This is a genomic window from Paenibacillus chondroitinus NBRC 15376, from assembly GCF_004000765.1.
GTDB classification, from domain to species: Bacteria; Bacillota; Bacilli; order Paenibacillales; family NBRC-103111; genus Paenibacillus_E; species Paenibacillus_E chondroitinus.
The window spans coordinates 1-26376 of the sequence record NZ_BILW01000067.1; the positions used below are offsets into that span (position 1 = coordinate 1).

General features: G+C 49.8%; 23 protein-coding genes. 1 reads left to right on the plus strand and 22 read right to left on the minus strand.

Going from position 1 to position 26376, the window contains the following annotated elements; genetic code table 11:
* Positions 1-57: 57 nt before the first annotated feature.
* The 22 genes from PCH02S_RS33610 to PCH02S_RS33715 all read right to left on the minus strand — a co-directional run bounded on the left by PCH02S_RS33610 (position 58) and on the right by PCH02S_RS33715 (position 24883).
* Entirely contained in the window at positions 58-2199 is a 2142-nt protein-coding gene (locus PCH02S_RS33610) for a pectate lyase family protein (RefSeq protein ID WP_127458461.1), read from the minus strand.
* A 436-nt stretch (positions 2200-2635) separates the two neighbouring features.
* Positions 2636-3016 (minus strand): MerR family transcriptional regulator, encoded by a 381-nt coding sequence (locus PCH02S_RS33615; RefSeq protein ID WP_127458462.1) that lies wholly within the window; start codon positions 3014-3016, stop codon positions 2636-2638.
* Between the two features lie 38 nt (positions 3017-3054).
* A complete protein-coding gene (locus PCH02S_RS33620) occupies positions 3055-4020 on the minus strand; it encodes an oxidoreductase (protein ID WP_127458463.1) in 966 nt (321 codons plus the stop codon).
* Positions 4021-4180: 160 nt separating this feature from the next.
* On the minus strand, positions 4181-5521 hold the full coding sequence (locus PCH02S_RS33625) for an LLM class flavin-dependent oxidoreductase (protein ID WP_127458464.1): 1341 nt from the start codon (positions 5519-5521) through the stop codon (positions 4181-4183).
* An 11-nt stretch (positions 5522-5532) separates the two neighbouring features.
* Positions 5533-6675 carry an N-methyl-L-tryptophan oxidase gene (gene solA, locus PCH02S_RS33630; RefSeq protein ID WP_127458465.1) on the minus strand — a complete coding sequence of 381 codons (1143 nt, stop codon included), beginning with the start codon at positions 6673-6675 and terminating at the stop codon, positions 5533-5535.
* A gap of 28 nt (positions 6676-6703) precedes the next feature.
* Positions 6704-7873 carry an amidohydrolase gene (locus PCH02S_RS33635; protein ID WP_127458466.1) on the minus strand — a complete coding sequence of 390 codons (1170 nt, stop codon included), beginning with the start codon at positions 7871-7873 and terminating at the stop codon, positions 6704-6706.
* 19 nt (positions 7874-7892) lie between these two features.
* The gene (locus PCH02S_RS33640; RefSeq protein ID WP_127458467.1) at positions 7893-8771 is read right to left on the minus strand and encodes a LysR family transcriptional regulator; all 879 of its coding nucleotides are present in this window, start codon (positions 8769-8771) and stop codon (positions 7893-7895) included.
* 186 nt (positions 8772-8957) lie between these two features.
* Positions 8958-11003: a dipeptide ABC transporter ATP-binding protein gene (locus PCH02S_RS33645; protein WP_127458468.1), complete on the minus strand. Its 2046-nt coding sequence runs from the start codon at positions 11001-11003 to the stop codon at positions 8958-8960.
* 13 nt (positions 11004-11016) lie between these two features.
* Entirely contained in the window at positions 11017-11910 is an 894-nt protein-coding gene (locus PCH02S_RS33650) for an ABC transporter permease (RefSeq protein ID WP_127458469.1), read from the minus strand.
* 53 nt (positions 11911-11963) lie between these two features.
* Positions 11964-12893, minus strand: a complete 930-nt coding sequence (locus PCH02S_RS33655) for an ABC transporter permease (protein WP_127458470.1) — start codon at positions 12891-12893, stop codon at positions 11964-11966.
* Positions 12894-12906: 13 nt separating this feature from the next.
* The gene (locus tag PCH02S_RS33660; protein ID WP_127458471.1) at positions 12907-14562 is read right to left on the minus strand and encodes an ABC transporter substrate-binding protein; all 1656 of its coding nucleotides are present in this window, start codon (positions 14560-14562) and stop codon (positions 12907-12909) included.
* A gap of 32 nt (positions 14563-14594) precedes the next feature.
* Positions 14595-15632 (minus strand): LLM class flavin-dependent oxidoreductase, encoded by a 1038-nt coding sequence (locus tag PCH02S_RS33665; RefSeq protein WP_127458472.1) that lies wholly within the window; start codon positions 15630-15632, stop codon positions 14595-14597.
* Positions 15629-16168 carry a GNAT family N-acetyltransferase gene (locus PCH02S_RS33670; RefSeq protein WP_127458473.1) on the minus strand — a complete coding sequence of 180 codons (540 nt, stop codon included), beginning with the start codon at positions 16166-16168 and terminating at the stop codon, positions 15629-15631. Before PCH02S_RS33670 ends, PCH02S_RS33665 begins: the two co-directional genes overlap by 4 nt.
* On the minus strand, positions 16165-16656 hold the full coding sequence (locus PCH02S_RS33675; protein WP_127458474.1) for a DinB family protein: 492 nt from the start codon (positions 16654-16656) through the stop codon (positions 16165-16167). Before PCH02S_RS33675 ends, PCH02S_RS33670 begins: the two co-directional genes overlap by 4 nt.
* A 44-nt stretch (positions 16657-16700) precedes the next feature.
* Positions 16701-17717, minus strand: a complete 1017-nt coding sequence (locus PCH02S_RS33680; protein ID WP_127458475.1) for an LLM class flavin-dependent oxidoreductase — start codon at positions 17715-17717, stop codon at positions 16701-16703.
* An 11-nt stretch (positions 17718-17728) separates the two neighbouring features.
* Positions 17729-18481 carry an amino acid ABC transporter ATP-binding protein gene (locus PCH02S_RS33685; protein WP_127458476.1) on the minus strand — a complete coding sequence of 251 codons (753 nt, stop codon included), beginning with the start codon at positions 18479-18481 and terminating at the stop codon, positions 17729-17731.
* A 171-nt stretch (positions 18482-18652) separates the two neighbouring features.
* The gene (locus PCH02S_RS33690) at positions 18653-19363 is read right to left on the minus strand and encodes an amino acid ABC transporter permease (RefSeq protein ID WP_164819830.1); all 711 of its coding nucleotides are present in this window, start codon (positions 19361-19363) and stop codon (positions 18653-18655) included.
* Between the two features lie 20 nt (positions 19364-19383).
* Positions 19384-20085 carry an amino acid ABC transporter permease gene (locus PCH02S_RS33695; protein ID WP_127458478.1) on the minus strand — a complete coding sequence of 234 codons (702 nt, stop codon included), beginning with the start codon at positions 20083-20085 and terminating at the stop codon, positions 19384-19386.
* Positions 20085-20951 (minus strand): transporter substrate-binding domain-containing protein, encoded by an 867-nt coding sequence (locus tag PCH02S_RS33700; RefSeq protein ID WP_127458479.1) that lies wholly within the window; start codon positions 20949-20951, stop codon positions 20085-20087. The genes PCH02S_RS33695 and PCH02S_RS33700 overlap by 1 nt, the downstream gene beginning before the upstream one ends.
* 20 nt (positions 20952-20971) lie before the next feature.
* A complete protein-coding gene (locus tag PCH02S_RS33705; protein WP_127458480.1) occupies positions 20972-21508 on the minus strand; it encodes a GNAT family N-acetyltransferase in 537 nt (178 codons plus the stop codon).
* 1 nt (position 21509) lies between these two features.
* On the minus strand, positions 21510-22844 hold the full coding sequence (locus PCH02S_RS33710) for an LLM class flavin-dependent oxidoreductase (protein WP_127458481.1): 1335 nt from the start codon (positions 22842-22844) through the stop codon (positions 21510-21512).
* A gap of 692 nt (positions 22845-23536) precedes the next feature.
* The gene (locus tag PCH02S_RS33715; protein ID WP_127458482.1) at positions 23537-24883 is read right to left on the minus strand and encodes an LLM class flavin-dependent oxidoreductase; all 1347 of its coding nucleotides are present in this window, start codon (positions 24881-24883) and stop codon (positions 23537-23539) included.
* Between the two features lie 313 nt (positions 24884-25196).
* Here PCH02S_RS33715 and PCH02S_RS33720 point away from each other — a divergent pair, with 313 nt between their 5' ends.
* Positions 25197-26351, plus strand: coding sequence for an MFS transporter (locus tag PCH02S_RS33720; RefSeq protein ID WP_164819831.1), 1155 nt, complete (start codon positions 25197-25199; stop codon positions 26349-26351).
* Positions 26352-26376: the final 25 nt, after the last annotated feature.

Here is a 26376-nt window from a genome sequence, read left to right on the forward strand (position 1 = left end):
AAAAAAAGGAACTATGACGGGATCATAGTTCCTGAACGAGAGTTCGGGTATCTATTTCTATTCTAGCTTCATGTAATAAAGATTAGTAACGTCATCCTTTGTGATGGTATGTGCGCCAGGCGCAAGCAATACGCTGACAGTGCCATTGGCAATCGCGTAGCTTGTTCCGTCTATTTTGATTTTTGTTCCGTCTGCCGTATTCAAAACTAAAGTTAATGTTGCAGCTGCTGTTGAAGTGAAGCCAATACTCGTGGCAGACTCGATTTTTAAACATTGCGTTAATGTTAAACCATTATAAACCACGGTTCCCTTGGAAGTGGAGAGGTTCCCTTGGATATTGAAAAAGCTGCTTGTTTTTCCATCGGTCGTGAAGTTATGAACGATTGTCGATGTAGGCGGTGGTGTTTGTACCGGCGGTGTTGGTGTTGGTGTTGGTGTTGGCGTTGATGTCGGAGGCGTTGGCGTTGGTGTTGCCGTCGGTGGTGTCGGTGTTGGCGTTGGTGTTGATCCTGTTGAATTACCACCCACAGATACCAGTTGGGTCGTGTAACTTTGTATTTTAGACATCAGTGCTGTATTCAGGATAGAGGACGTGTCATCAACGGAATCATTAAACTCCCATGTAAAATCTCCACTACCAAGGCGGCCGGCTTCTGTCGTAACAACTTGCTCTACCGTGCCTACAGCATCAATGTTAGAGGCAATCACACCCGTATCAATTGTAGTATCAAAATTATTATAAGCTGTACCGCCTGATACTGTTTTGAATGTGTTTGGAACGGTTTGATTTCTTGTTGAAGCTAAGTAAGCATCGAATTGTGTAGCACTGGCCGGGGCTGTTCCACTATCGGAATTCGCATAAATGATACTGCCAGGATCAAGGATAAGGTTGTTGTAGGCTTTAATCATACCTCCAGGTTCCCCAGAGAATGTGCCTTCCCCATCATGCATATCCGTTCCTTGTAAGGAAATGAGCATTGGATTTTTGGTATGTCTGAAATAATTGGATTCTACAAATGCAGAGCTTCCTGTTGTAGCGCCGACACCGTATTTGGAGACGCCGTCAAAAAAGTTATTGTAAATATGAATCGTTCCCGTTCTGATCCGCGGATGGCGAGAGTCTGAATGATCAAACCAATTATGGTGGAAGGTTACAAAAAACTCGGACGACTCACTCAATCCGACAAGAGCAGCTTTGCCAGAATCCCAGTAATGATTATAAGCGACTGTAATATAGGTTGTTCCTTTTTTCAGATCCGTGGAGCCATCGCCTTTTGCCTGATCAGCGTCTCCTCCTGCTGTTCCATAGAAAATATCATTATTATGCAGCCATACATTGGCATTGCCTGTATCAAGTGAAAGACCATCGTCAGGGAATAACATAATGCCTAGGTTTCTAACTTCTACATTGCCGACGTATCTAAGCAGCATTCCCCATCCATACGCATACGCATCTTTTCCGATACCTTCTAATGTGATGTTCATTTCTGAATAATTGGATTTCCCTTTTACTTCAAGGAATCCACTGCTGTTTAGTTGGCCACTCATGTCAGAGGCTGTAACTTTTCCAATAAATCGAATCGCGAGCGGTGTTTTATCATAGCCTTTTTGTCTGAGGGCCAGAATTGAACCTATTCCAACACCTGTTTGTAGATCGCCAGCGCTATTGATTTTCACACCAAGGGTTACCGTTTTCGCAGTTGTAGATGTTACATACAGAACTTGAGCACCATTCTTAAGTGTACCATCCTCATTATAAGCACCTGAACCCGTACCAAACGGAGAGTTATTTGCAAAAGCAAAACCGGATCTGTCGTGCGGCGCTACGGATATCGCATTTGAAACAATGCTTTCTTTGGAACCATCTGACAGGACGACTTCCACTTTCATGATATAATTTCCAGCTGCAAGCCCTACCGCATCAGCTCTCCAATAAGCAGCGTACTTACGGATCAGTTGAGTATCCAATTGTTTATATTGCGAATCTGCTGCAGCTGCCGGCTTAACAAACACATTATATCCTTGCGCATTGCTTACTGGCGACCATTCAACGAAAGCCGTCTCATTCCATCCTCCACTATTCGTAATCGAAATACTGGAGGCTTGCGCAACCTTCGTTACTAATCCGGTTCCGATTAGCGAGATTACAAGAGCAAACAATAGAACGTAATTCGATACCTTCGCAACACTTTTTCTCAAATGAATTCCTCCCGCGATAAAATGTATGAAGCATGTTTGAAATCGCTTACAAGTCGTTTGATCCCTCCTCACATCCTCGAATTTATTTGGATTATTTTGGAACCTCCACAGCTTATCAGTTATGAATGAGGTTCCGAAACAATCATTTGATCATATCGCCCGTTTTTCTGAGCTAATGATTATTCGGAGTGTTAATGATACTTGCAAATGAATGGATACACGGGTGCTCACTTCAAGCTGGAAAAACTACCGCTAATCCAAGTTGATCCGCTCCGCAGAACGAAGTAGCTGGAGAAGCTCCATCTAAATCGTCGCTGACAGACAAAAATCGTTGGATCTGCTGAAATTAGCGGTAGAAAGTCCAGTTAGCTCTGCAAAAGTGGATCGGGCGCGTAAAATAACAGGAGTAATCGGCGGAATCTACTATGTAAGTAATCTATCCCATAGACTTGGAATGATGCTCTATGAGATCCTCATAATGCGTAAGCTTAAAATTCATGACAGACAGAGCTTCTTGCATTTCATTAATCTGCTCCTCAATCTTGCGTTGATGCTCCTTAAGTATGCGGTGGCAGCTCTCATATTCATGATTGGCTGCCAGGGTCATGTACCTTTCAATTTCTTTAAGGGGCATGTTAGTTTTTTTTAGCTTCGTCACAAAAATAATGCGACTCAAATCTTCCTGATCGTATTCCCTCTGCCCGGTTTTACTACGCCTTATTGTTGGCATTAATCCAATTTTCTCATAATAACGTATCGTATCATAACTGAGTCCGGTCTTATCGGAGATCTCAGCAATTGAAAAAGTCAGCTCCATTCTTCTCCTTCTTTCCAAATCATTGGATGCCCCTAAGCTCAGGCCATGAACTTAATATGGGTCATCTCCTCACTAACCTGCCATAGCCGCTCAGCCAAATCCGGATCGATCGCCCAAGGAAATACGCCTTCTATGACTTGGCTCAGCCCTTGCGGAGCGTTGGCCGGAACAACTTTGGCGATATCGACATCCAGGCAGTAGACGCCGCCTTTCCCGTTCAATTGTGTACTGGTCGCACACCATACAGTCGTAGCGGCTCCTTGCTCGGCCGTTTTGAATACCCCATTTGCAGCGACCTTCTCCTCGTCTGACATAAACCGAACCAAATCCGTCATAATTCTGCCGGGATGCACAGAGAAAGCGCGAACTCCGTGCGTCTTCCCCCGCTTGTCCAGCGCAACGGCAAAAAGCGCATTCGCCGACTTGGATTGGCCGTATGCTTTCCATTTATCGTACTCTTGCTGCTTGAAATGAATATCGTCAAAATTAACGCCTCCGAAGCGAACACCGGTTGAAGAAACGGAAACGACCCGCGCGCTTCCCGCCTGTTTCAAGGCCGGCCAAAGACGCAGCGAAAGCTGAAAATGCCCCAAATGATTGGTTGCAAATTGGGATTCGTAGCCGCGTTTGTCAAGCACATATGGAGGAGCCATGATACCTGCGTTATTGATCAAGATATCCAGCGGTCGGCCAGAGTTCAGAAACTGCTGGGCAAAAGCGTCTATGGATGCAGGATCTATCAAATCCAACTCCGCCAGTTCAACTCGAGGGATGCCGGCAACGGAAACGCGAGCTTTCTCCGGCGTACGTGCGGGAACAATGACGGTCGCCCCTGCTTCAGCTAACGCGCGGGTTGTTTCAAGTCCGACGCCTGAGTACCCGCCGGTCACGATGGCGATTTTCCCGCTTAGATCGCGTCCTTCCAATACCTCTCGAGCTGTTGATTGCGCGCCAAATCCCGAATGGATCGGTTGTTGAGGTGTCACTTGATCGTTATTTTCCATGTTCCTCTTCCTCCCTAAATTCGTTCGTCTCACTTGTACCTCCTTTGCATTGTAAAGCATGGAGTAAACTCCAGCGCAAGCGAATTTCTAATGGATGCCTGCTCTAACAACAACAAACCGGAACCCCTTAAGAGTCCCGGTCTTTCCTTGCTTATTCAAATTAGCCCTGCACAACGGGCTGATTCTGTTTCGTATAGCGGTTTTCCGGTACCGGTAACCCTAGGTTACCCCTTAGCGTATCCGCTTCATACTCTTCGCGGAACAGACCGCGTTCCTGCAAAATCGGCACGACAAGCTCAACGAAGTCTTCGAGACCTTGAGGTGTGGCGCTGCCCACAATGAAGCCATCGGCTCCGCCTTCTTCAAACCATGCCTGCAGTTTATCAGCGACAACCTCCGGCGTTCCCAGGAAGGTTGGCTTAGGCGTAGCCACTTGGAGAGCTACTTGGCGAAGCGTTAGCCCCTCCGCTTTTGCCCATGCTTTCATTTTGTCCGTTGCGCTCTGAAAACTGTTGCGGCCAAGATCGCCAAGCTCCGGGAACGGCTCATCCAGCGGATATTGCGAGAAGTCGTGATGCTCGTAGAAGCGGCCGAGGAAATCGAGTGCTTTGTCGATCGACGTGAGATTGGCAATTTCCTGATACTTACGCTCCGCTTCTTCCTGAGTTCGGCCCACGATCGGCCCTATGCCCGGAAGAATGACGATTTCATCGGGATTGCGACCCAGTGCTTTCGCACGTCCTTTTACATCCGCATAATAATTTTTGGCATCCTCCAAAGTCTCCTGACCGGTGAATATGGCATTCGCCACTTTAGCAGCGAAATTTTTACCGTCTTCCGATGCACCCGCCTGGAAAATAACCGGCTGCCCTTGCTTGGAGCGTGCGACATTAAGCGGACCTTTGACGGAGAAAAACTCGCCCTTATGGTTCAACGTGTGCAGCTTCGATGGATCAAAGAATATACCTTTCTCTTTGTCTCTCACAAAAGCATCGTCTTCCCAGGAATCCCATAGTCCCGTTGTGACTTCCAAATACTCATTCGCGATCCGATATCGCTCAGCATGAGCCGGATGCTGGTCTTCCCGCTTGCCATAGTTGAGCGCAGAACCTTCCAAGGGAGACGTCACAACATTCCACCCCGCTCTGCCGCCGCTAATCACATCCAGGGAGCCGAATTGCCGGGCAACTGTAAAAGGCTCACTATAAGAGGTTGACAATGTCCCAACTAGACCAATTTTGGAGCTAATGCCAGCCAAAGCGCTCAGAATAGTAATGGGTTCAAACCGATTTAGAAAATGAGGAATGGATTTCTCAGTAATATACAAACCGTCTGCAATGAAGACGAAATCAAACTTCCCTTCTTCCGCTTTCAGCGTCCATTTTTTATAGAGTTCAAAATTCACACTGGCATCTGTAATGGCATCGGGGTGTCTCCATCCCGATATATTTCCTCCAACACCGTGAAGAATGGCACCTAACTTTATTTTTTTCTTGCTCATGTCTCTTCCTCCTAAGATTTAATGTGATTAAAACGTGACAGTGAAAAAGTACTCAGATCCACTGTGGTTGGCACTTGTTGAACAAGATCGGCAAGCAGCGAACCGACCGCACTGGCAAATTTGAAACCATGCCCTGAGAAGCCGCCTGCCAACAAAACATTGGCATAAAACGGATGGCGGTCAATGATGAAATGCTCATCGGGAGTTAACTCGTATTTGCAGACTGCACTTTGCAGCAGCTCCCCTGCTGACTGCGGCAGGAAAGCGGATAAGGTGCGGCGCAAATCCCCTTCATCCTCTTCAAGATGACCGAATGGCGCAACCTGCTCCCCCGGAGACCAAGGCAATCCCCCGTCATGGCGGCCGATTTTGATACCCGCGCCGTTAATGTTCGGAAAGCCGTAATAACCTCCCTCTTGCGTTTCGAGCGTAAATCCCGGGAAATTTCCTGCGTCGTAAAAATGTGGCTCTGTTCGAAACCAACCCACCGTTTTGCGAACAGCCCGAATCGGCAAGGTCACGAATGGTTCTAAATGCTTGAACCAGGCTCCGGCGGTTATAATCAATTGATCCGCTGAAAATTCCCCGGCCCGTGTACGTACACGGACACCTGCGCCATCCGCCTGAATATGCTGAACCGGATTATAGGGCAGCAGCATGGCGCCTTCGGCCAAAGCCAGCCTGCGATAAGCGGCAATACACTGCTCGCTGTACAAATATCCGGCATTCGGTTCATACATCGCTTCATAAGATTCAGGCAGCGTAATGCCTGCATAGCGCCGGTGAACCTCTGCCGCATCCAGCATTTCCACTTGAACGCCTGCCTCTGCGCAGCCAGGTAATCTGGGGATGAATTTGCCGATTGATCGATCGGCCATATTGAGCACACCGGAGCGAGCAAGCAGCTTTTGCCCGCTCGTATCCTCGAGTTCCCTCCATAAGCGGTCGGCATCCAACGCCAAATTTATATAGGACTTCCCCCCGCTATAGGCATGGCGGATTAGCCGCGGCTCTCCATGATGACTTCCATTTTCGTGCGGGGGATCATACGAATCGATCATCAAGGTGCGGACTCCCCGTCTGGCCAAATAATAACCTGCGCTCATGCCCATGGACCCGGCTCCGACAACGATCACTTCAAACGAATTTTTCATGCCTGACCTCCTCCAAGGCCTCCAGGGCCTACCCCTCCGCGGCGAACCGGTTCAGCTCATCGACTGCCAATTCGGTAAAAAACAAGGCCGAAACGGACAAAGCCCGTTCATCGATATCAAAAGCAGGATGGTGCCATTCCTGAGGTCCGGAAGTTCCCATAAAGGCGAAAAATCCCGGTATATCCTGCTGGTAAAAAGCAAAATCTTCACCGGCCGGGGAAGGCGTTGGTGTCGTGACCTCAAAACCAAGCCGCTTGGCCACCTTGCCAGCCGCTTCGGCAAGCGTCGCATCGTTGTGCACGGACGGTGGTCCCTGAAGCCAGCGCAGCGATGCTTTGACCCCATACGCCGAAGCGATGCCTGTCACAATTTCACTGAAGCGCTGTTTGACTCGGGTACGGACCTCGGCATCGAACGTACGCACCGTACCGTCCAAGATCGCTTTCTCCGGTATAATGTTCCAGGAGGTCCCCGTATGCAACCGCGTTACGCTGACAACCGCGCTCTCCAGGGGACTTACATTCCGGCTGACAATTGACTGGAGAGCCGTGACCAGATAAGCGGCCGCTACAACCGGATCTACGCTAGCTTCCGGCACGGCAGCATGCGAACCAACGCCTTCCAGTTCGACTAGAAAACCGTCAGCTGCAGCCATCAGCGCACCTGGACGAATACCAATCGTGCCTACAGGCAGATTGGGTTTATTGTGCATGCCGTAGATCGCACGAACGCCTTTCAGGGCGCCGGTTCTGATCACCTTTTGAGCACCCGCAGCCTTTTCTTCCGCCGGTTGAAACACCAAACGAACGCTCCCAGCGAGCTCGTGCTCCCTCTCTTTCAGAAGTAATGCTGCGCCTATTAAAGCGGCAGTGTGAAAATCATGGCCGCATGCATGCATTTTGCCTCCATACTTGGAAGCGAAGCTGAGTCCTGTCTCCTCTTGAATCGGCAGCGCATCGATATCGGCCCGCAGCGCGAGGATTGGCCCCCCGTGGAGCCCGCCGACCTCGGCAATCAAGCCCGTTTCCAGATGAAATTCGGAGACAATACGGATATCGGCGGCCTCCAGCGTCGTTCGGATAAACGCCGTTGTCTCGAACTCCTCATGGGACAGCTCCGGAAACTGATGAAGGTGACGCCGGATATCCACCAGTTTTTGTTGAAATATATGTGGTTTGTTGATGCTAACTTCCGCCATGGTGTTTCCTCCTGATTGTTTATCTTTCGTGCCCGCTTCGATTCGCCAGAAAAAACTGCTGAATCTCCGACTGCTCGCCATTCAAACTGATCAAATTCGTCTGCAGAGTGACGCTCGCTACTCCCGCTAAATCTACAGGATGCAGAAGCTGCTCGCGCACTTCCTTGTCGACGCATAGACCCGGGAGGAAACAGAGGCCTGCCTTGTTCAAAACAAGCTTCTTGGCCGTCTCTGCGTTATCGGTCTGGATTTCGATGGCCGGAGGTTTATCCAAACTTTGAAATAGCCTGTGAATTCGCAGCCAATCGAGCGATCCGCATTCGAAAAACACGAAGGGATGGTCGAGGATCAAATCAAGAGGCACCTCTTTTTGACCTACCAGCGGATGATCCGCATAGGCATATAACCGGATAGGATCTTCGTAAAATTTGACCGAATGCAAATTAGGATGGCTAATATTCCGGACGAAACCGATATCCAACTCTTTATTCAGAACTTTAGACATGATTTCGTCGGTCCCCGCTGTTGTTAATTTGATTTGAAGTCCCGGAAACTGACGTTTCAGCTTAGGCAGCAATTCCGGCAGCATATAGTTGGAGGCAGACACGGTGCAGCCCAATCGAAGCTCTTGCGGATCCGTCCGCTGGCGCTGGATGTGCTGCTTGCCTTTCTGATACACTTGCAGCAGCTGCTGGGCATAAGGCAAAAACTGCCTGCCTTTCTCCGTGAGCTGCACTTGCTTGCCCAACCGGTCGAACAGCCGGATATCCAGCTCGCGTTCGAGCGATTGAATGCGGGCAGTAACCGAGGGTTGCGACAGGAACAAAACCTCCGCTACTTTATTAAAACTGCCGTAGTGATACACATAAACAAATGCCTCAATGTTTTCAATATTCATACGCGGTACCCCAGATCAAATAGAATAAAATGAGTCAGCATCCAAGCACAAAAAGACCTCTGCGCACTTTATCTGACGAACATACAGATCAAGGCTTCACAGGTCTCCGGCTGCCCGGTTGACAGCTATTGAATTATTCTATACTTTACCGATAAATACCAAGTATGTCAATCGGAATTTACACAATTACAATAATGGATCGTGGCAAGCGACAAAATGCTCTTGGCTGACTTCGCGGAAATGTGGCACTTCCGCTGCACATCTTGCCGTCGCCGCAGGGCACCTCGTGCGGAATCTGCAGCCTGACGGGGGACTCGCCGGTGACGGAATTTCCCCCTCAATGGCTTTGAACGAGCGCTGCCGAAGCGGATCGGGAGCCGGGATGGACGCCACCAGCGCCCTTGTGTAGGGATGTGCCGGATGGCGGAACAATTGCTCGCTGGGCGCAATTTCAATCAGCTTGCCTAAATACATGACGCCGATACGGTCAGAGACATACCGGACAACATGCAGGCCATGGCCGATAAACAGCATCGTAAGGTCAAGCTGCTTACGCAGTTGCTGCAGCAGATTAATAATCTGCGCTTGCACGGACACATCAAGGGCTGAAACCGCTTCGTCCGCCAATAAAAATTTTGGCCCCAGAGCAATCGCTCTCGCAATGCCGATGCGCTGGCGTTGTCCGCCGGAGAACTCATGCGGATAGCGGTCATAAGCACTTGGATCAAGTCCCACAAGGTTCAGCAATGACTCTACGGATTCTCTTCTTTCCTTCCCCTTCTGCACACCATGAACCGCGAACGGTTCACCGATAATATCCCCTACCTTCCAGCGGGGGTCGACGGAGCCATGCGGATCTTGGAAGATCATCTGCATATTCTTCCGTTGTTGACGTAATAGGGAGCCTGACAATGCGCCCAAGTCCTGGTCCTCAAACAAGACAGTACCGGAGGTAGGCTTCTCCAAATGAAGCAGCATCCGCCCCAGCGTCGACTTGCCGCTGCCCGATTCGCCGACCAGACCGAATGTTTCACCTTTTCGAATCGTGAAAGATACATCATCGACAGCTTGAATCCATTGCCGCTCCCTTGAAAGGAAAGAGCTCTTCACGGGATAATGTTTCGTAACATGGCGCAGCTCAATGAGCGGTACATCCTTCGGTACGACATCCTGCTTCGAGCTCATTTCATTCCGCGTAGCGCGCTCGCGAACATCAAGCTCAGTAACCTGCTCCGGTACCCGGGCATCTTGCAGTTCCGGCAGGAGATCAGCATGCCAGCAAGCGGATTGCCGGCCGCCTCGATCTTCCAACGCCGGCGCCTCACGGGCGCACAGCTCTGTCGCATAGGCGCAGCGAGGATGAAAACGGCATCCCGTTGGAAGATTGTTCATACCGGGTATCGAACCGGGAATGGCATAAAGCGGCTGAGCGCGATCACTGTCCAGTGTCGTAATTGAGCGTAATAGCCCCAGCGTATACGGATGCCGTGGCTGAGTGAAAAGATCCACGGCTGTCGATTGCTCGACAATTTGACCGGCATACATGACAATGATTCGGTCTGCCATCTCTGCTGCAACCCCGAGATCGTGGGTGATCAGCAGGATGGACATATTGAACTCACTCCTCAGCTCTTGCAGGAGCTGCAGAATCTGCGCCTGAATCGTGACGTCCAGAGCGGTTGTCGGCTCGTCTGCAATCAGAAGCTCCGGTTTGCCGCTTAGAGCCATCGCAATCATAGCCCGTTGGAGCATCCCTCCGGACAACTCACCCGGATACTGCTTGAGTCGTAGCTTCGGCTCTGGAATGCCTACTCGCTGAAGCAGCCGAACAGCCTCGTCCTCTGCCTCTCGAACCGTGATATGACGATCATGGCGCCTTATTGTCTCGATAATTTGGCTGCCTATCGTAAAAACAGGATCAAATGCCGCCATCGGCTCCTGAAACACCATGGCAATTCTCTTACCCCGCAAGGAACGCAGTTTTTGCTGCGAAAGCGTAGTGACATCGACATCGCCAAGAGTGATCGTGCCTGACGTTATCGTCCCGTTCTCATGTTCAATTAAGCGCATGATCGCTTTGGAAGTAACGGACTTACCGCTGCCGGATTCACCGACCAGACAAACAATCTCGCCCGGCTGAATGGAAAAACTGATATCGCTGATAGCCTGCATCACATTTGAATTTACAGCAAACTCTACACCAAGTCGATCTACTGATAACTGTGCACCCATCCCCTGTTCCCCCCTATGATGGCCGTTTCTTGGGATCAAGCTTATCGCGCAGTTCATCGCCGAGAACATTGATAGACAATACGAACAAAGTAATGGCTAAACCCGGAAACGTACATATCCACCAAGCTACGGTTAAATATCCCCTGCCTTGGGAAAGTAGAGCACCCCAATCAGGTATTTCTTTCAGCACGCCAAGCCCCAAAAAGCTGAGACCGGACCCGGTCAATATCGAGGTTCCCACGCCAATAGCCGCCATAACCAGCAGCGGAGATAACGAATTCGGCAGCACATGCTTCATGAATAAAGAAAGCTGTGTCGCCCCGATGGATCGGGAAGCGGTAATGAACGGACGATTTTTCACACTCAGGATCTGCCCCCGCATGACACGCGCATAGTTTGGAACTGCAGCCAATGCAACAGCGAGAACAATATTCCAAAGCCCGGGCCCGAGCGCCGCAGCAATCGCTAGCGCCAACAATACGCTAGGAATGGTCATGACGATATCATTGAGCCGCATCAGCACACGGTCCGTCCATCCTCCGAAATATCCCGCATAAGCGCCGATTAGCCCTCCCAGCAGCCCACCTACAATAACAGAAGCAAAACCGATAAACAGAGACTCCCTGGCGCCGTACACAATAAGACTGAACACATCCCGGCCAAAATAATCCGTCCCTAACACATGGACGCCACCAGGAGGAAGCAAGATTTGATCCGCTTGCATGTCGGTCGGCACATAAGGTGCAATCCACCCGGGTACAACAGCGCAAATGATGAGAAAGACAACGACAACCGTTGACGCATATAAAATGAAACGTGAAGGGCTCAGATTCAGATTCTTACGGTGAAGGGTCAGACCGGTTCGTTTGACCCGCCATAAGGGTTTCGCGTTAACTGCTTCCCTCATCCTGGGCATCCTCCTTAAAGTTTTCGTTAGAAAACTGACTTCGTAAGATAAGCTTAATTTTGAAAACGTCTAACCCGTGGATCAATATAGGCATAGGAGATATCGACGAGAAGATTCACCAAGATGTAAATCATCGCGGAGAATAAAATAACCCCCTGCACGACCGGCAAATCCTTGGCCATAATAGCATCCGCAATAATTCTTCCAATGCCCTGACGCGAGAACACCGTCTCAATGACAACCGTGCCGGCCAACATCTCGCCAAGAAGAATCCCCAGCATCGTAACGGCAGGAATCAAAGCATTGCGCAGCGCATGACGGTACATGACCGAGCGCTCGAGTAGACCCTTGGCGCGAAGCGTTGTAATGAACGCTTCTCCAAGCACTTCCAGCATGGCATTTCTCACCATACGAACAATAAAACCGGCTCCCAGCATGCCCAAAGTCACGGCCGGCAGAACCAGCGTTTGCCAACCGTTGGAGCCGAGCGCAGGCAGCCACCCAAGATACACGGAAAAGATGAGAATTAGCAAAATTCCTGACCAGAAAGTCGGCATGGAAATACCGAACAACCCGACAATTCTGGCGATGATATCAATGGGTTTATTGCGATGGATCGCCGACAAGACCCCCAGTACAAGCCCCACTGTAACAGAGACCAGCGATGCTGCGGCTGTTAGCGCCAGTGTCGCTGGGAAGTGCATCATGATTTTGGGCAGAACAGGCTCTGAGTTTACCAGGGATTTGCCAAAATCTCCGACCAGTACATGGCTGAAATAGGTCGTAAACTGCTCCAAAAACGGCCGATCTACCCCAAGTTGATGGCGCAAATTCGCAATCGCTTCAGGACTCATCGTGCTCGGATCAATGATGTTCATCACGACATCGCCAGGCAGCACATACAGAACACAAAACACCAAAACCGAAGAACCCACAATAACGCCTAAAGAGCTGATGAATCTTACGATGATTGCGTTAACCATCTGAACGGCCTCCTTACTTTTTGAGGATAGACGCGTCATTGAAAAGTGGGTAGCCTAATGAATCAAATTTGATGCCACTTACATTTTTAGAGACAGCAACGGTGTAGGGGAAAATGTAAACCGGAATAATGACCGCATTGTCGATGATATAGTTCTGTACAGTTTTGTAAATTTCCTTACGCTTCGCTTCATCCGCTTCCACAACGCCTTGTTCGAGGAGCTTATCAATGGCCGGATCCGATAAATGAGAAAGGGATGGCCGGGCATTCGGAGCTGTTGTATGGTAGAACGAATTCAAGGCTACTGGATCGGAATTGACTTGGCTGTTGCCATAAAGGTCATAGGCTTGAGCTGTATAAATGACACTTTGAACGTCTTTCGTAATTTCAACCTCGACGGTTACGCCGACTTTCTTAAGCTGCTGCTGGATGATGGCGGCAATATCATTGCGCTTCTCGCGGTTTGGCGAGCCGTCTACATAATGCAGCGTCAGCTTTTTGCCGTCTTTCTCGCGTATGCCGTCTGTACCTTTCACCCAGCCCAATTCATCAAACAGGCGGTTCGCTTTGTCCAGATCCGGTTTTATCTTGTTTTCAAGGGAAGCATCGTAACCGAAAATCGTAGGTGTCAAAGGCGACCACGCACGCTGATAGGTGCCTAAGTATAAGGTTTTGACAATAGAATCAACATCAATGGCGGATTGCACAGCCTGGCGTGCCTTCACATCATTCCAAGGAGCTCTGCTTTGGTTAAAAAAGAGCGTATACGGCAAGCCGCTTGTATTCACTTGCAGCAGCTGAAGCTTGGCATCGTTTTTCAGCGCCACGATATTTTGCGGTGGCACCGTTTCTGCCGCCGTGACCTGACCGCTCTGCACGCTGCCAAGACGTGTCGCTTCTTCCGGAATTATTTTGAACGTAATCGCGTCCAGATAAGCTTTGCCTTTATTGTCAACCAGCGCAGGAGCCCAGTTATAATCCGGATTGCGCTCGACTTTAATTTCGGAATTGTCGTCCCATTTGACAAATTTGAAAGGCCCGGTTCCCACTGGATTTTTACCGAATTGATCGCCGTATTTCTTGGCTGCCGTTGGAGATACGATGCCTAGCATCGCCTGGCTTAAGTTACCGAGAAAAGCTACGGATGGCGACTCCAGATTGATCTTAATCGTATACTCGTCAATGACTTCCGACGATTTGTAAGGCTTAAGCAAAGCGGAAGCATTGGCTGCTTTCGTGGCTGGATCCAGAATACGATCATAGCTGTACTTCACGGCCTCCGCATTAAAAGGCGTCCCGTCCTGAAATTTCACATCTTTGCGCAGCTTGAAGGTGTAGCTTTTACCATCCGGCGAAATGGACCATTCCGTTGCCAGCCATGGTTTAATCGTGTTGTCCGGCAGCTGCACGACCAGACTGTCATAGATCGTCCGGAATACTCGAACGGCAACGGCTAAACCGCTGCGATGCGGATCAAGCGAATCCGGCGAGGTTGCCAGAGCAAATGAAATCTCACCTCCGCTCGTCGCCTGCCCGTTCCCTGCAGCTTGAGCCGAGCTTGCAGGCGAAGCCGCTGGGCTTCCTGAGCCCCCGGCTCCTGCGCAAGCCGACATCACTGTCATGGCAACTGCCAGCAGTAACGTGACTGGTATAAAACGTAACTTCCTCATCTTGTGCACACTCCTATGTCAAATAAATAGATCTAAGCGGACCAAACGCTGCTTGCAATCTCCCTGCGAAGCACGGGCGCAACCTCAGCAGCAAACCATGCCATCTGTTCGCGCTGCTCAGCTTCCGTCAGGCCGTCTACACTTATCGACATGACCTGATGGCCGTAAGCTGCTTGATAGGTCAATATTTTCTCAATAACACGTTCAGGACTGCCCACCAGCAGAGGCCCGTTGGCTAAGTTATCCTCCAGAGAAGTAAAAGGCGACTGGTTATGCTTAGCGGAATCTGTAGAATGAAACGCCTCATAATACGGACGATAACGCCGAATCGCTTCCTCTGTCGTTTTAGCCAAATATAGGGTGCCTGCCCCTGCTCCCACTACAGCATGCTTAGGATCATGTCCGTAATAAGCCCATCTCTCCCGGTAGTGATCAATCAACGCTTTGTACTTCGGTAATGGATGAAACGTATTGGACGAAAAAATCGGTTCGCCGTATTGGGCGGCCAGCTCCGTGGAGAGCGGCGACGAGGCGCTGCCATGCCAGATCGGGATCGAAGATTGAAGCGGTCTAGGCAAAATGGTTACTTCCCTCAATGGGGGCCGATACTTGCCGTCCCAGCTAACATTTTCTTCGCTCCATAATCGTTTGAGCAGGGCATATCTCTCAGCAAGCGAATCCCACTGCTCTTCTTCTTTGATGCCAAATAGCGGATAATGCCGTGGGTCATTGCCTTTCCCGATAATCAGCTCCAAGCGGCCTCCCGACAGGTGATCTAACGTTGCATAATCTTCGGCGACGCGAACGGGATCAAGGACACTAAGCACTGTGACCGTCGTCAGCAGGCGAATGCGCGAAGTGTGCGAAGCAATGGCTGTCAGAAGCACAGCCGGTGAGGAAGAAAGAAACGGAGGCCCGTGTCTTTCCCCGATCCCATAGGCGTCAAATCCAAGCTTCTCGGCATAAATCGCCTGCTGGAGAATGTTCTGGAACTTCTCTTGCGTTGTCAGCGTTTCCCCCGTAACTGCATTCCGGATATTCATCACTAAGCTGAATAAAGCGAATTTCATCCTTGACCTCCTTGGCGGTGCCGGCGAATGATCTCGGCATGCAGGGGAGGGTTCACGATTTTACGCAGCAAATACATCGTGCCGTCGCCATTGCCCCGGTCAATGGCATCAATGCGTTCATAGCCTTTTCGTTCATACATATCGAGCAGCCATGGATGTTTCTCCGCTGTGGCAAGGGTGACAGCCGATTCGCCCAATTCATCGCGAATGATGGCTTGCTCCACCCAAGCCAGCAGCTTCGTGCCAAGTCCGCCGCCTTGCGCATCGGGATGGACCGCGAACCATTTGAGAAACGGATACTCCCTGTTCCACCTGTTGCCAGCTTCCTTGGATAACGTTAGCGTAGCGGCAATCTGTCCGTCCTTTTCCAAAACGTAGCAGGCGTTTTTGGCGATATTTTCTTCGATTAAAGCCAAATCGGCATGTGCTGCAGGCCACTGCAGCTTCAGCTCGCGTATCGTAATATACGCATCATAGATGATTTCCAGCAGCCTTTTGGCATCACTGGGCTCAGCAAGACGATAGGTTTCGCTCATGACGAGCTCACCTCTGGCTGGTTTGCGCTTGCGTAAGAGCGTTTAATGCGATCGATTTGGGAAAGATGGTTATTCACATGCTTCGTAAATCCTTGAATAATATTCGTAATACTTACGGTATCGCCTTTGGCATTAATGCCGGTCTTTTGCCAATCCTCATCGTTTAAACGTTCAAATAACAAGCTGTTATATCGCAGCAATTGATGAAAGATCGTCAAATTATCGGCAGCAGCGCCGTCATTGGCCTTTTGTCCGCTAACCCAAGCGTCTTGGTTAAAAGCAGGCAGTCGAACCGTCGTCCCCGCTAAAATGTCGCGAATACGGAAAGAAATGACAAGGCTGTGATCGGCCAGGTGGGTCAAAACCTCCGTTACGCTCCACGAAGCAGGGGCCTCTTTCCAGCTTAATTGTTCCTGGCTTAACCCTTCTACAGCGCCAAGTAACTGGTTATACGTATCCAAATAGGGTTGAATGTCAGAATGGCTCATCGTTTATCCTCCTAAAAAATGAATAGTTCATTTACTGTGCAGTGCTACGCAATTGTTTCTACGTCGTTTAATGCTTCCGCCAGTCTTTCGTAAGAACGGACTCTTTCTGCGAAATCCTCGATTCTAGCTGTCACGATGAATTCTTCTACGCCTGTAAGCCGCTGTAAATCTACCAGCTGTTCACGAACTGTTTCTTTGGAACCGCGGGTGACCTCCGTCGTTTTCTCTTCAATGGTATAGGGCTCATTCGCCTGTCTGCCGAATTCCTCCGCTTGCTCCAGCGTACCTACAGTCGCTTTCTTACCGCTGGCCAAATACACTTTGTAGTGCTTCTGCTCGAAGGCAAGCTCATGGGCAGCTTGATCTGTGTCGGCCACAATGACGGACAAAGCAAGTATAGCCTGCGGTGATCGATTGGACGTTCGCTGAAAGTTTGATTTATACACCTGTATAGCTTCAATTGCGGCTGATCTGTCCCCGTTAATCGATAAGGAGAAGACATAGGGAAGGCCTAACGAAGCAGCAAGCTGTGCGCTGTCGAGGCTCGCTCCAAGCAAGTAAATATCGGCTGGAATGCCGGCAACAGGCGATACTTTAATCCCATGCAGCGGATGACTCTCCGGAACTTGGTTGTTCACGTAAGCTTCAAGCTCTGCGAGCTTTTCCGTCAGCGTCTGAGGCTCCGTCACGCCACGCTGCAGCGCCTGTGTGCTGCGAGGCAAGCCGCCCGGCGCTCTCCCGACGCCCAAATCGACTCTTCCCGGTGCAAGGGAAGCCAACACATTGAAATTCTCAGCAACTTTATAAGGGCTGTAGTGCTGCAGCATGATGCCGCCAGATCCGATGCGGATTCGCTCTGTTTTAGCTAACAAGTGTGAAATCAGCACTTCCGGCGAAGATCCGGCGAGAGTTTCGGAATCATGATGCTCCGACACCCAAAATCGTTGGAAGCCGAGCTCCTCCGCTTTTTGAGCTAACCGAATGGTTTGGGCAAGCGCCTCAGACGCTGTACTCCCGGGGTAGATCGGACTTTGATCCAAAATGCCTATTGATATCGTCATAGGGGTGCCTCCTAGATGGAATATGAGAGTTCTGGACGAATGCGGCTCAGAAACTGTTTGGTCCGCTCTTCTTTGGGACGGTTAAACAGCTCGTTCGGCTTCCCTTCCTCAACAATGGCGCCTTCGTCCATAAAAACCACGTGAGAAGCGACATCCTGCGCAAACGTCATTTCATGGGTAACAATAATCATCGTAATGCCTTCTTTGGCAATCTTCCGGATAACAGCGAGCACTTCGCCAACAAGTTCAGGATCTAGTGCCGACGTCGGCTCATCGAATAAAATAACTTCGGGATTTAGCGCCAACGCTCTTGCTATGCCGACTCGCTGCTGCTGTCCGCCGGACAGTTGAGAAGGATAAGCATCCAGCTTCTCCCCGAGACCGACCTTCTGCAGGAGTTCGACGCTGATTCTCCGAGCTTCTTCTTTGGGAACCTTTTTGACAATGAGCAATCCTTCCATCACGTTCTCAAGCGCTGTCTTGTGGCGGAACAAATTGTATTGTTGAAACACCATCGCCGTCTTAAGGCGCAGCTGATGAATGTCCTTTTTGGTTGCTTTTTTGCAGTCCACGTTAAAATTATCAATCATGATCGCGCCGTCATTCGGCTTTTCCAAATAATTCAAGCATCGAAGCAGTGTCGTTTTCCCTGAACCGCTCGGCCCCAAGATGGCGACGACTTCGCCTTTGTTAACCGTAAGATTGATACCTTTGAGCACCTGATTGCGACCGAACGATTTGGTAATATTGGATAAATGAATCATGAGGGGCCTCCTTTCCCAACGCGATCTCTTTTAAACATATAATTCCGATGTAATTACTAAGGATTTAACTTGATCTAACCTTATCATCTTTTTTAAGCTCTCGTCTAATAGAGTTCTTCTATACATCGATTCAACAATTCAATACACCTTTTCGAAATGCCGGGATTTTGCTTAGGCGACACCACTGCGATTGTAGGTATTCAAACGTTTTTCCAATAAAGTCGAGATATTTTCGGCCAAAATGGTTAAAATCCAGTAAATCACAGCCGCTGCGATGTAAGCTTCAAGGTATTTCCAATTCCTCATCGCTACGATGTGCGCAGTGCCGTTCAACTCCTGCAGAGAGATCATAAAAGCTAGCGAAGAGCCATGCAGCAAGCCGATGAATTTGCTCAGCAGGTTCGGCAGGCTTACGTGCAGCGCTTGCGGAAGCACAATACGTCTCATCCCCTGCCAGGTTGTCATGCCAACCGAGTAGCCGGCTTCGAGCTGGCCTTTGGAAACGGACAAAATGCCCGAGCGGATGGTTTCCGACATATAAGCACCGATATTCAACGTGAACGCCACGAAAATGAACAGAATGAGCGGGATCACGCTCGAGCGCACACTCCAGCCATAGCGGACTGCGAGGTAATCAAAGATCATGGGAATAGCAAAATAAACAAGCATAATATGCAGCAGAAGCGGTGTGCCCCTGAAGAAGGAAACATAAAACTGCGCAACGCGGTGAATATATTTGATTCTGTACATCCGAATAAAAGCGACAAGCACACCAACAATGAACCCTGAAAATAAGGGGACAATCGAGATAACCAGCGTTAGCGGCAATGCCTTCAACATGGCTCTAAAAGCTTCAAACATAAACGTGAAATCGATGTGAATGGCCGCCTCCTCCTTTTCCTCTAATCAAAAGCCGTGACAGCTTGTTCAAAACGTTGAACCCTGCGCTCGAAACGATGGTACAAAAATTCCATGAATAGGACCACGACATAGTAAATAATCGACAATGCAATCCAGATTTCAAGGAAATGATAGGTCGTACCCAGCATCTCCGCTCGCCCCACCAGATCCATAACGCCCAGCGTATAAGCAAGCGAGGTATCCTTCAGTGTGCCGATCGTCAGATTGGCCACATTTGGCAGTGCTACTCTCCACGCCTGAGGCAAAACGATTCGCGTCAGCACGGCGTAGCCGCTCATGCCGATCGAATAGCCGGCTTCCGCCTGACCGCGATCTATGGCGTTGACCGAAGAGCGGACAATTTCAGAGAAATAGGCTGCGAAATGAAGCGCATAAGTGAGGATGACAAAGACCAAGGGCTGAACATCGCTTACGTCAATTCCGACAGCTTTCAGCAGTTCCGGCACACCGTAATAGACTAGAAATAGCTGAATTAGTATAGGCGTGCCTCTTGTATAAGAAATATAAATAATCACGAGCCGATTAAGGAGGGGGATCCGGTACAGCCTTGGCAGTGCAATAACGAGGCCAAGCAGTACGCCGCATACAACGGAGGCCACTACAATGAACAACGTGACATGCAAGTAAGACAGCAGCTTCGGCAAGTACACCCAAATCAGTGAAAAATCAAACGGTTTTCCCATTATTGTGTCACGGTGAAATCTTCACCTAACCATTTTTTGCTGAGGCTTGCTAATGTGCCGTCTTTTTTGATTTCTTTTATCGCTTCATCGATCTTGCTTTTCAGATCCGTTTCGTCTTTGCGCAGCACATAGTAGATCTTGGAGGTGTAAAGGACAGGACCAACAACCTTTTGCTGCGCATCCGCATCCTTATTGCGGCCAGCTACTTGGAACGGCGTCGATATGGTCGCGTCAACACGGCCTGTTTTTATCTGATTAATCACATCATTCGTTCCGCCGCTGCCGGAGAAGACCAGTTCAAAGGGGTTTCCTTTGCTTTTATTGTAATCCTGCAGCCAGACGGCGCCATTGCTCCCCGGAGAGGTGATCACTTTTTTACCCTTAAGATCTTCAATCGAATTCACCGTGTTGTTGTCTTTGTTCACAACGACTTTGCTCGGCCATACGTTATAGGCTTCGTCGTTGAACAGAAACTTGGCTTGCCGTTCGCTGTTCACTTCATATTGATTCACGGCCAGATCGACTTTGCCCGCTTCCAGGCTCAGGAGGATATTGGCGAACTCCATCGTTTTATATTCAAACTCATAGTCAGGCAGACGCTTATCAATCTCCTTCGTCAACTCGATATCATAACCGGTTAAAACGCCCTTATCATCAAGGAAGGTCACGTCTTTAAAGGTGCCGCTCGTACCGACCACGATTTTTTTCACCTTCTGTGGCGCTGCGGCGGCTGGTGCTGCTGCCGGTGAGGCTGCTGGTGAAGCTCCTCCTGCTGCTGGCTGGGCCGTTTTATCTTCTTTAGCTCCGCAACCTGCGAATAACAAGGCGGAAGCCAGGATAAGGCTCGTCGATTTCAATAATTTCATAGATACATCCTCCTATTTATTTATGAAGTTTGGACTGTAGTCAGGGTCAAACGATAGGCTTCAACCACCGTCGTTTGGTCAGCTGCAAAGAAATCATACCGGGGCTCGCGCTCGAATCCCAGGCTCAGATAAAGCCGCACGGCGTCGGGCATCCGGCTCGACGTGTGCAAGCCAAGATAAGAGTACCCGCCTTGCTTGGCACGCCGGGCACATTCTGCGAGTAGCGAGGTAGCAACGCCTTTGCTTCTTGCAGAAGGATGTACGCCGAGCAGGCGGATTTCCGGATACGGAATCGTCTCGCTCAGCTTCTCATACAACCCCTCTTGAGGCGGGTATAAAAGCGCCGCCCCTACGAGCTTATCCCCCTGCTCGGCGACAAGACGCCAAGTAGGTTCCGTGCGCTCCCACTGCGCTTTAATATTGCTTATGTACTGTTCCCAGAACGCGGGACCAAAGCCTGGCTCATACTGGCGGTATGCCTCCACCGTTAAAGCAACAGCCTTCTCCCGCTCATCCGGTCTGGCCTCCCTTACCGATACATCGATCGCGGTCGACATGTTAGTTCCCCCTTACCGCTTCAGCCTGCCGGATGTAACGGTTCTCGGGAATACTCAACCCCAAGTTGCCCCGCAGCGTGTCACTTTCATATTCCTTGCGGAATATTCCGCGCTCCTGCAGCACTGGCACAACCAAATCTACAAAATCAGCGAGTCCGTTCGGTACGACCATTCGAATGTTAAAGCCATCGGCAGCTCCTCCTTCGAACCATTGCTGGATGAGATCAGCCACCTTCTCCGGGGTCCCGATGAAATTGCTTCTCGGCGTGGATGCCCGCAGCGCAACCTGGCGAAGTGTGAGTCCCTGCTCCTTGGCTTCCTGCTTAATGCGGTCTGTCGTACTTCGGAAGCTGTTGCTGCCGAAATCACCGAGTTCCGGAAATGGCTCATCCAAGGGATGCTGTGAGAAGTCATAATGCTCAAAATAACGCCCCAAATAATTTAATGCCTGCTCGATTGTGACGAGTTCCGCAATTTCCTGATATTTGCGCTCAGCTTCCTCTTCCGTTCTGCCGACAATCGGGCCGATTCCGGGGAAAATCAGAATATCATCCGGCTGGCGACCATAAGCGGCTGCTCGGCCTTTTACATCCTGATAAAAAGCTTGCGCTTGCTCGAATGTTTCGTGTCCCGTGTAGACGGCATCCGCCGACTTGGCTGCAAGATCTTTCCCGGAATCCGAGGATCCCGCTTGGAACACGACGGGGTATCCTTGTTTGGAACGTGCGACATTCAGCGGACCTTGAACCGCAAAGTGTTTGCCTTTATGATTCAGGGTGTGAAGCTTGGCGGAATCGAAAAATACCCCGCTTGTTTTGTCTCGTACGAACGCATCGTCTTCCCATGAGTCCCAAAGCCCTTTTACAACCTCAAGATGCTCCTCAGCAATCTCGTAACGCAGCGAATGATGCGGATGCTCGCCTTTGCCGAAGTTAAGCGCCGAACCCTCCAAAGGTGATGTGACAACATTCCAGCCCGCTCGCCCCCCGCTAAGGTGGTCAATAGAAGCAAACTGTCTAGCAACTGTAAATGGCTCACTATAGGACGTAGATAAAGTTGCAACCAGTCCGATGTGGCTAGTCGCTTCGCTTAAGGCTGAAAGCAGTGTCAGTGGCTCAAAACGGTTCAGGAAATGCGGATTGGACTTTTCGTTAATGAATAAGCCATCGGCGATAAACAAAAGGTCAAATTTCCCCTGCTCGGCTTTGCGGGCCTGTTCTTTATAGAACGCTAGATTAACGCTCGCATTAGTTGGCACTTCAGGATGCCGCCAGAAGGATATACTGTTTCCGACTCCATTCAAATTAGCTCCCAGCTTAAGTTGTCTCTTGGACATTGAAGTCACTCCCCTTTTAACCATTAATACCGATGTGTATAATCGGATTTAATTCATAGGAATACTATATCCCAACAGATGGCCGCAGTGTATATCGCATTCTTCTATTCATCTATTTAAAAGTTCTATCGGAGAAAATAAAAAATCCTTTAGATTTAATTTCTGAGGATCCGCTATTCAGCGAAATAGCGGACTGTAATTCCTTTACGTTGGCTGGGAAGTCAGCTTGACGCTGGTGCTGAGGTCCAACCTCTCCAACATGCCTCGCATTACCGCTGAATTCTCAGCAGCGTTGTGCGTGCTCCCCCATGCAAATTCGCTGATACCGTGCTCTTAAACATGCTAAGTATAGGGGGAGATGAAAATCCCCCCGCAACTCCATTCCCGTCGCTCCCATCCTCAGGCGAGGGAACTACAAGGCGCTATTTCATCGAATTGCGCTTTATTGCTCGTGAGAGGGAACTAGGGGCCGTTATTTCTCCATTTTTGGCTGTAATCAGCCAATTGCCGGAGAAATAAGGCCCTGTAGTTCTTCTCGGGCGGCGCGAACTCCGCTATTCGCCGAAATAGTGGCCTGTAGTTCCTCTCAGTTCCTTTTACAGGCATAGGCGGAGCCATTACCAAATTACTCTTCCCATTCTGGTGCAGCAATACCTGCTACTCCTCCATGAAGTAGCGGATCCTGTTCCAAGTCATACAGTTCTAGAGAGCGGAGTTTCCGCAAACTGACTGCCGGGATACGGAAGCTCGTAGTGATCACGAAGGGTTGTACCCGTATACTCCGTTCGGAACAATCCTCTGCGCTGCAGCTCGGGAACGACGAGGTCCAAGAAATCCTCCAGCCCGCCTGCCATCAGCTGCGGCATAATATTGAAGCCGTCGGCAGCACCGTTCTGGAACCAATGCTCCATCACATCGGCAATTTGCTGAGGCGTGCCTGTAATCGTCCGATGGCCGCGTCCTCCGGCCAGGCGTTCCAGCACCTGACGCAGCGTCAGATTCTCGCGATGAGCCATCTCGACGATCAAGCTGGTGCGGCTTTGATGGCCTCTCACTTCTTCAACCGGAAGCTGCGGCATTGGGCCGTCCAATGGATAACCCGTCAGATCAAAGCCGATTCGATTGGATAGCATCAACAAGCTGTGAGCCGGGTTAGAGAGCTCCACGAGCTTCGCTTCCTTCTCTTTGGCTTCCTCCTCGGTGCGCCCGATAATCGGGCAAATTCCCGGGAGGATGACGATATGTCCCGGCAACCGATTCAGCTGAACCGCCCGCTGCTTCATATCTCTATAGAACGACTCCGCTTCCTCAAAAGTTTGTTGAGCCGTGAAAATCGCCTCCGCGTACTCCGCAGCGAAATGTCTGCCATTCTGCGAAGAACCGGCTTGGACGAGCAGTGGCCGCCCCTGTGGTCCACGGGATATGTTCAGCGGCCCCTTCACGGAGAAGTGGTCCCCTTTATGATTAAGCTCATGAACCTTGGAGCTATCGGCAAAAACGCCTGCTTCCTTATCTCTGACAAGGGCATCGTCTTCCCAGCTATCCCACAACTTCGTAGCTACGTCCAAGAACTCCCTCGCTCGCTCATAACGCGCAGCATGTTCCGGGATTTGCTCATAATTGAAATTTTGCGCTTCCGCATCCGTTCCGGATGTAATGATGTTCCAACCAGCGCGGCCGCGGCTAAGATGGTCGAGTGAGGCAAACCTCCGAGCCAGATTAAACGGCTCGTTGAAGCTCGTGGACACGGTCGCGATCAGACCGATTCGCTGCGTGACCACGGCAAGTGCCGACAGAAGCGTCAGCGGTTCATACCCGCCGATCGCCCCGTACTTGGCGGCGTTCGGACTGGTCGCTACCCGGTCCGCAAAAAACAGCGAATCCAGCTTCGCTGCTTCCGCTTTTGCAGCCAGACGCTGGTACAAGGAGAAATCAAGCAGCTGGTCGAGGTTCGACTGCGGATGCCGCCAAGCAGCTTCATGGTGTCCCATCGGGGAAACGAACAAATTCAGATGAAGTTGACGTTTTTTTTTGCTCATAACGATACCACCTTATGTGTGAAATTAGAAAGGCTCCCGAACTAAGGACAACCGCAGATGGAACTTGTACGGTGGCCTTATGTTAGGGAGCCTTTGGTTAACCAATTGGCAGATAACGATAATTCTCATAATTTTACAACAGTTAATCCGATTATACAAGTGGGATAAATATGTTTTGGTTTGGGTATATAAATAGGGGAATAGTAAGTTAGTCGTACAGATCTCCTACAAGCAATTAAATTAAGAAGGCTAGGTGTAATAGGTGGAAAATAAAAAGTGGGACCTTATATCAATTGCTTCTATACCACTTATTATGACACTAGGAAACTCAATGCTTATCCCTGTGCTGCCTTCCATTCGCAGCAAATTAGGAATATCATCTCTCCAGGTTAGCTTATTAATAACGATTTACTCCGCGGTAGCCATCCTGCTGATCCCTGTCGCCGGTTATCTTTCCGATCGCTTTGGCAGGAAGATCATCATTATCCCGAGTCTGATCATTACTGGAATTGGCGGGCTAATTTGTGGATTAGGTGCTTGGTGGATCGAAAATCCTTACTTGGTTATCATGTTAGGCCGATTCTTGCAAGGCATAGGTGCAGCAGGTGCTTTTCCAATCGTACTGCCGCTTGTCGGCGATATTTTCAAAAAAGAAAGTGATGTAAGCAGCAGTCTGGGCGTCGTGGAGACCGCGAATACCTTTGGCAAAGTACTTAGCCCCATACTGGGATCGGCTCTTGCTTTAATGGTATGGTTTGCTCCCTTTCTTGCGATTCCTGTTCTTTGTGTGATTTCCGCTCTATTAGTGGCCTTTCTGGTCAAATCTCCCGCTAAAAAGAAAGAAGAAAAGGTCACCTTTGCCCAATTTCGAACCCATTTGAAACAAATTTTCATCGATAACGGGAAATGGTTATCGGCCATTTTTGCTATCGGATGTATCTGTATGCTCGCTATCTTCGGAACGTTGTTTTATTTGTCTGATACGCTGGAGGATGAATACCATGTGAAAGGGATCATCAAAGGCTGTATTTTAGCCATCCCATCGGCTGCCTTGTGCATAGCCTCATTCATTACCGGTAAACGAATTGGTAAAAATAAAATGCTGATGAAATGGATCACATTTGGAGGAATCACCTTAGCCGCGGCTAGTTTTATCATAAGTGGTATGCTGCACGGCATTGCTTGGCTGATAGGTTTAATTAGTGTGGGAGGAATCGGAATCGGTGTAACCTTGCCATGTATGGATGCCATGATCACGGAAGGTATTGATAAGAGTGAGCGCGGAACCATCACTTCGATTTATAGCTCCATGCGATTTATTGGTGTGGCGCTTGGTCCTCCGCTTGCTGCCATCTTGGTGAAAATCTCACCTCACTTTATGTTCTATACGATTGCCGGTTTTTGTGTGCTCGCGGCTGTTTTGGCCTTATTTACGATAGAACCTGATCCGGATGGGAGCGCGGCTTAATTGGAAAAAGGCAGCCGATTCATCG

What these genes read in the sequence shown, in the direction of transcription:
- PCH02S_RS33615 (WP_127458462.1), bottom strand. Translation starts at nt 3,016, where the DNA reads ATGGAGCTGACTTTTTCAATTGCTGAGATCTCCGATAAGACCGGACTC.
- PCH02S_RS33620 (WP_127458463.1), bottom strand. Translation starts at nt 4,020, where the DNA reads ATGGAAAATAACGATCAAGTGACACCTCAACAACCGATCCATTCGGGA.
- PCH02S_RS33625 (WP_127458464.1), bottom strand. Translation starts at nt 5,521, where the DNA reads ATGAGCAAGAAAAAAATAAAGTTAGGTGCCATTCTTCACGGTGTTGGA.
- solA (WP_127458465.1), bottom strand. Translation starts at nt 6,675, where the DNA reads ATGAAAAATTCGTTTGAAGTGATCGTTGTCGGAGCCGGGTCCATGGGC.
- PCH02S_RS33635 (WP_127458466.1), bottom strand. Translation starts at nt 7,873, where the DNA reads ATGGCGGAAGTTAGCATCAACAAACCACATATATTTCAACAAAAACTG.
- PCH02S_RS33640 (WP_127458467.1), bottom strand. Translation starts at nt 8,771, where the DNA reads ATGAATATTGAAAACATTGAGGCATTTGTTTATGTGTATCACTACGGC.
- PCH02S_RS33645 (WP_127458468.1), bottom strand. Translation starts at nt 11,003, where the DNA reads ATGGGTGCACAGTTATCAGTAGATCGACTTGGTGTAGAGTTTGCTGTA.
- PCH02S_RS33650 (WP_127458469.1), bottom strand. Translation starts at nt 11,910, where the DNA reads ATGAGGGAAGCAGTTAACGCGAAACCCTTATGGCGGGTCAAACGAACC.
- PCH02S_RS33655 (WP_127458470.1), bottom strand. Translation starts at nt 12,893, where the DNA reads ATGGTTAACGCAATCATCGTAAGATTCATCAGCTCTTTAGGCGTTATT.
- PCH02S_RS33660 (WP_127458471.1), bottom strand. Translation starts at nt 14,562, where the DNA reads ATGAGGAAGTTACGTTTTATACCAGTCACGTTACTGCTGGCAGTTGCC.
- PCH02S_RS33665 (WP_127458472.1), bottom strand. Translation starts at nt 15,632, where the DNA reads ATGAAATTCGCTTTATTCAGCTTAGTGATGAATATCCGGAATGCAGTT.
- PCH02S_RS33670 (WP_127458473.1), bottom strand. Translation starts at nt 16,168, where the DNA reads ATGAGCGAAACCTATCGTCTTGCTGAGCCCAGTGATGCCAAAAGGCTG.
- PCH02S_RS33675 (WP_127458474.1), bottom strand. Translation starts at nt 16,656, where the DNA reads ATGAGCCATTCTGACATTCAACCCTATTTGGATACGTATAACCAGTTA.
- PCH02S_RS33680 (WP_127458475.1), bottom strand. Translation starts at nt 17,717, where the DNA reads ATGACGATATCAATAGGCATTTTGGATCAAAGTCCGATCTACCCCGGG.
- PCH02S_RS33685 (WP_127458476.1), bottom strand. Translation starts at nt 18,481, where the DNA reads ATGATTCATTTATCCAATATTACCAAATCGTTCGGTCGCAATCAGGTG.
- PCH02S_RS33695 (WP_127458478.1), bottom strand. Translation starts at nt 20,085, where the DNA reads ATGGGAAAACCGTTTGATTTTTCACTGATTTGGGTGTACTTGCCGAAG.
- PCH02S_RS33700 (WP_127458479.1), bottom strand. Translation starts at nt 20,951, where the DNA reads ATGAAATTATTGAAATCGACGAGCCTTATCCTGGCTTCCGCCTTGTTA.
- PCH02S_RS33705 (WP_127458480.1), bottom strand. Translation starts at nt 21,508, where the DNA reads ATGTCGACCGCGATCGATGTATCGGTAAGGGAGGCCAGACCGGATGAG.
- PCH02S_RS33710 (WP_127458481.1), bottom strand. Translation starts at nt 22,844, where the DNA reads ATGTCCAAGAGACAACTTAAGCTGGGAGCTAATTTGAATGGAGTCGGA.
- PCH02S_RS33715 (WP_127458482.1), bottom strand. Translation starts at nt 24,883, where the DNA reads ATGAGCAAAAAAAAACGTCAACTTCATCTGAATTTGTTCGTTTCCCCG.
- PCH02S_RS33720 (WP_164819831.1), top strand. Translation starts at nt 25,197, where the DNA reads ATGACACTAGGAAACTCAATGCTTATCCCTGTGCTGCCTTCCATTCGC.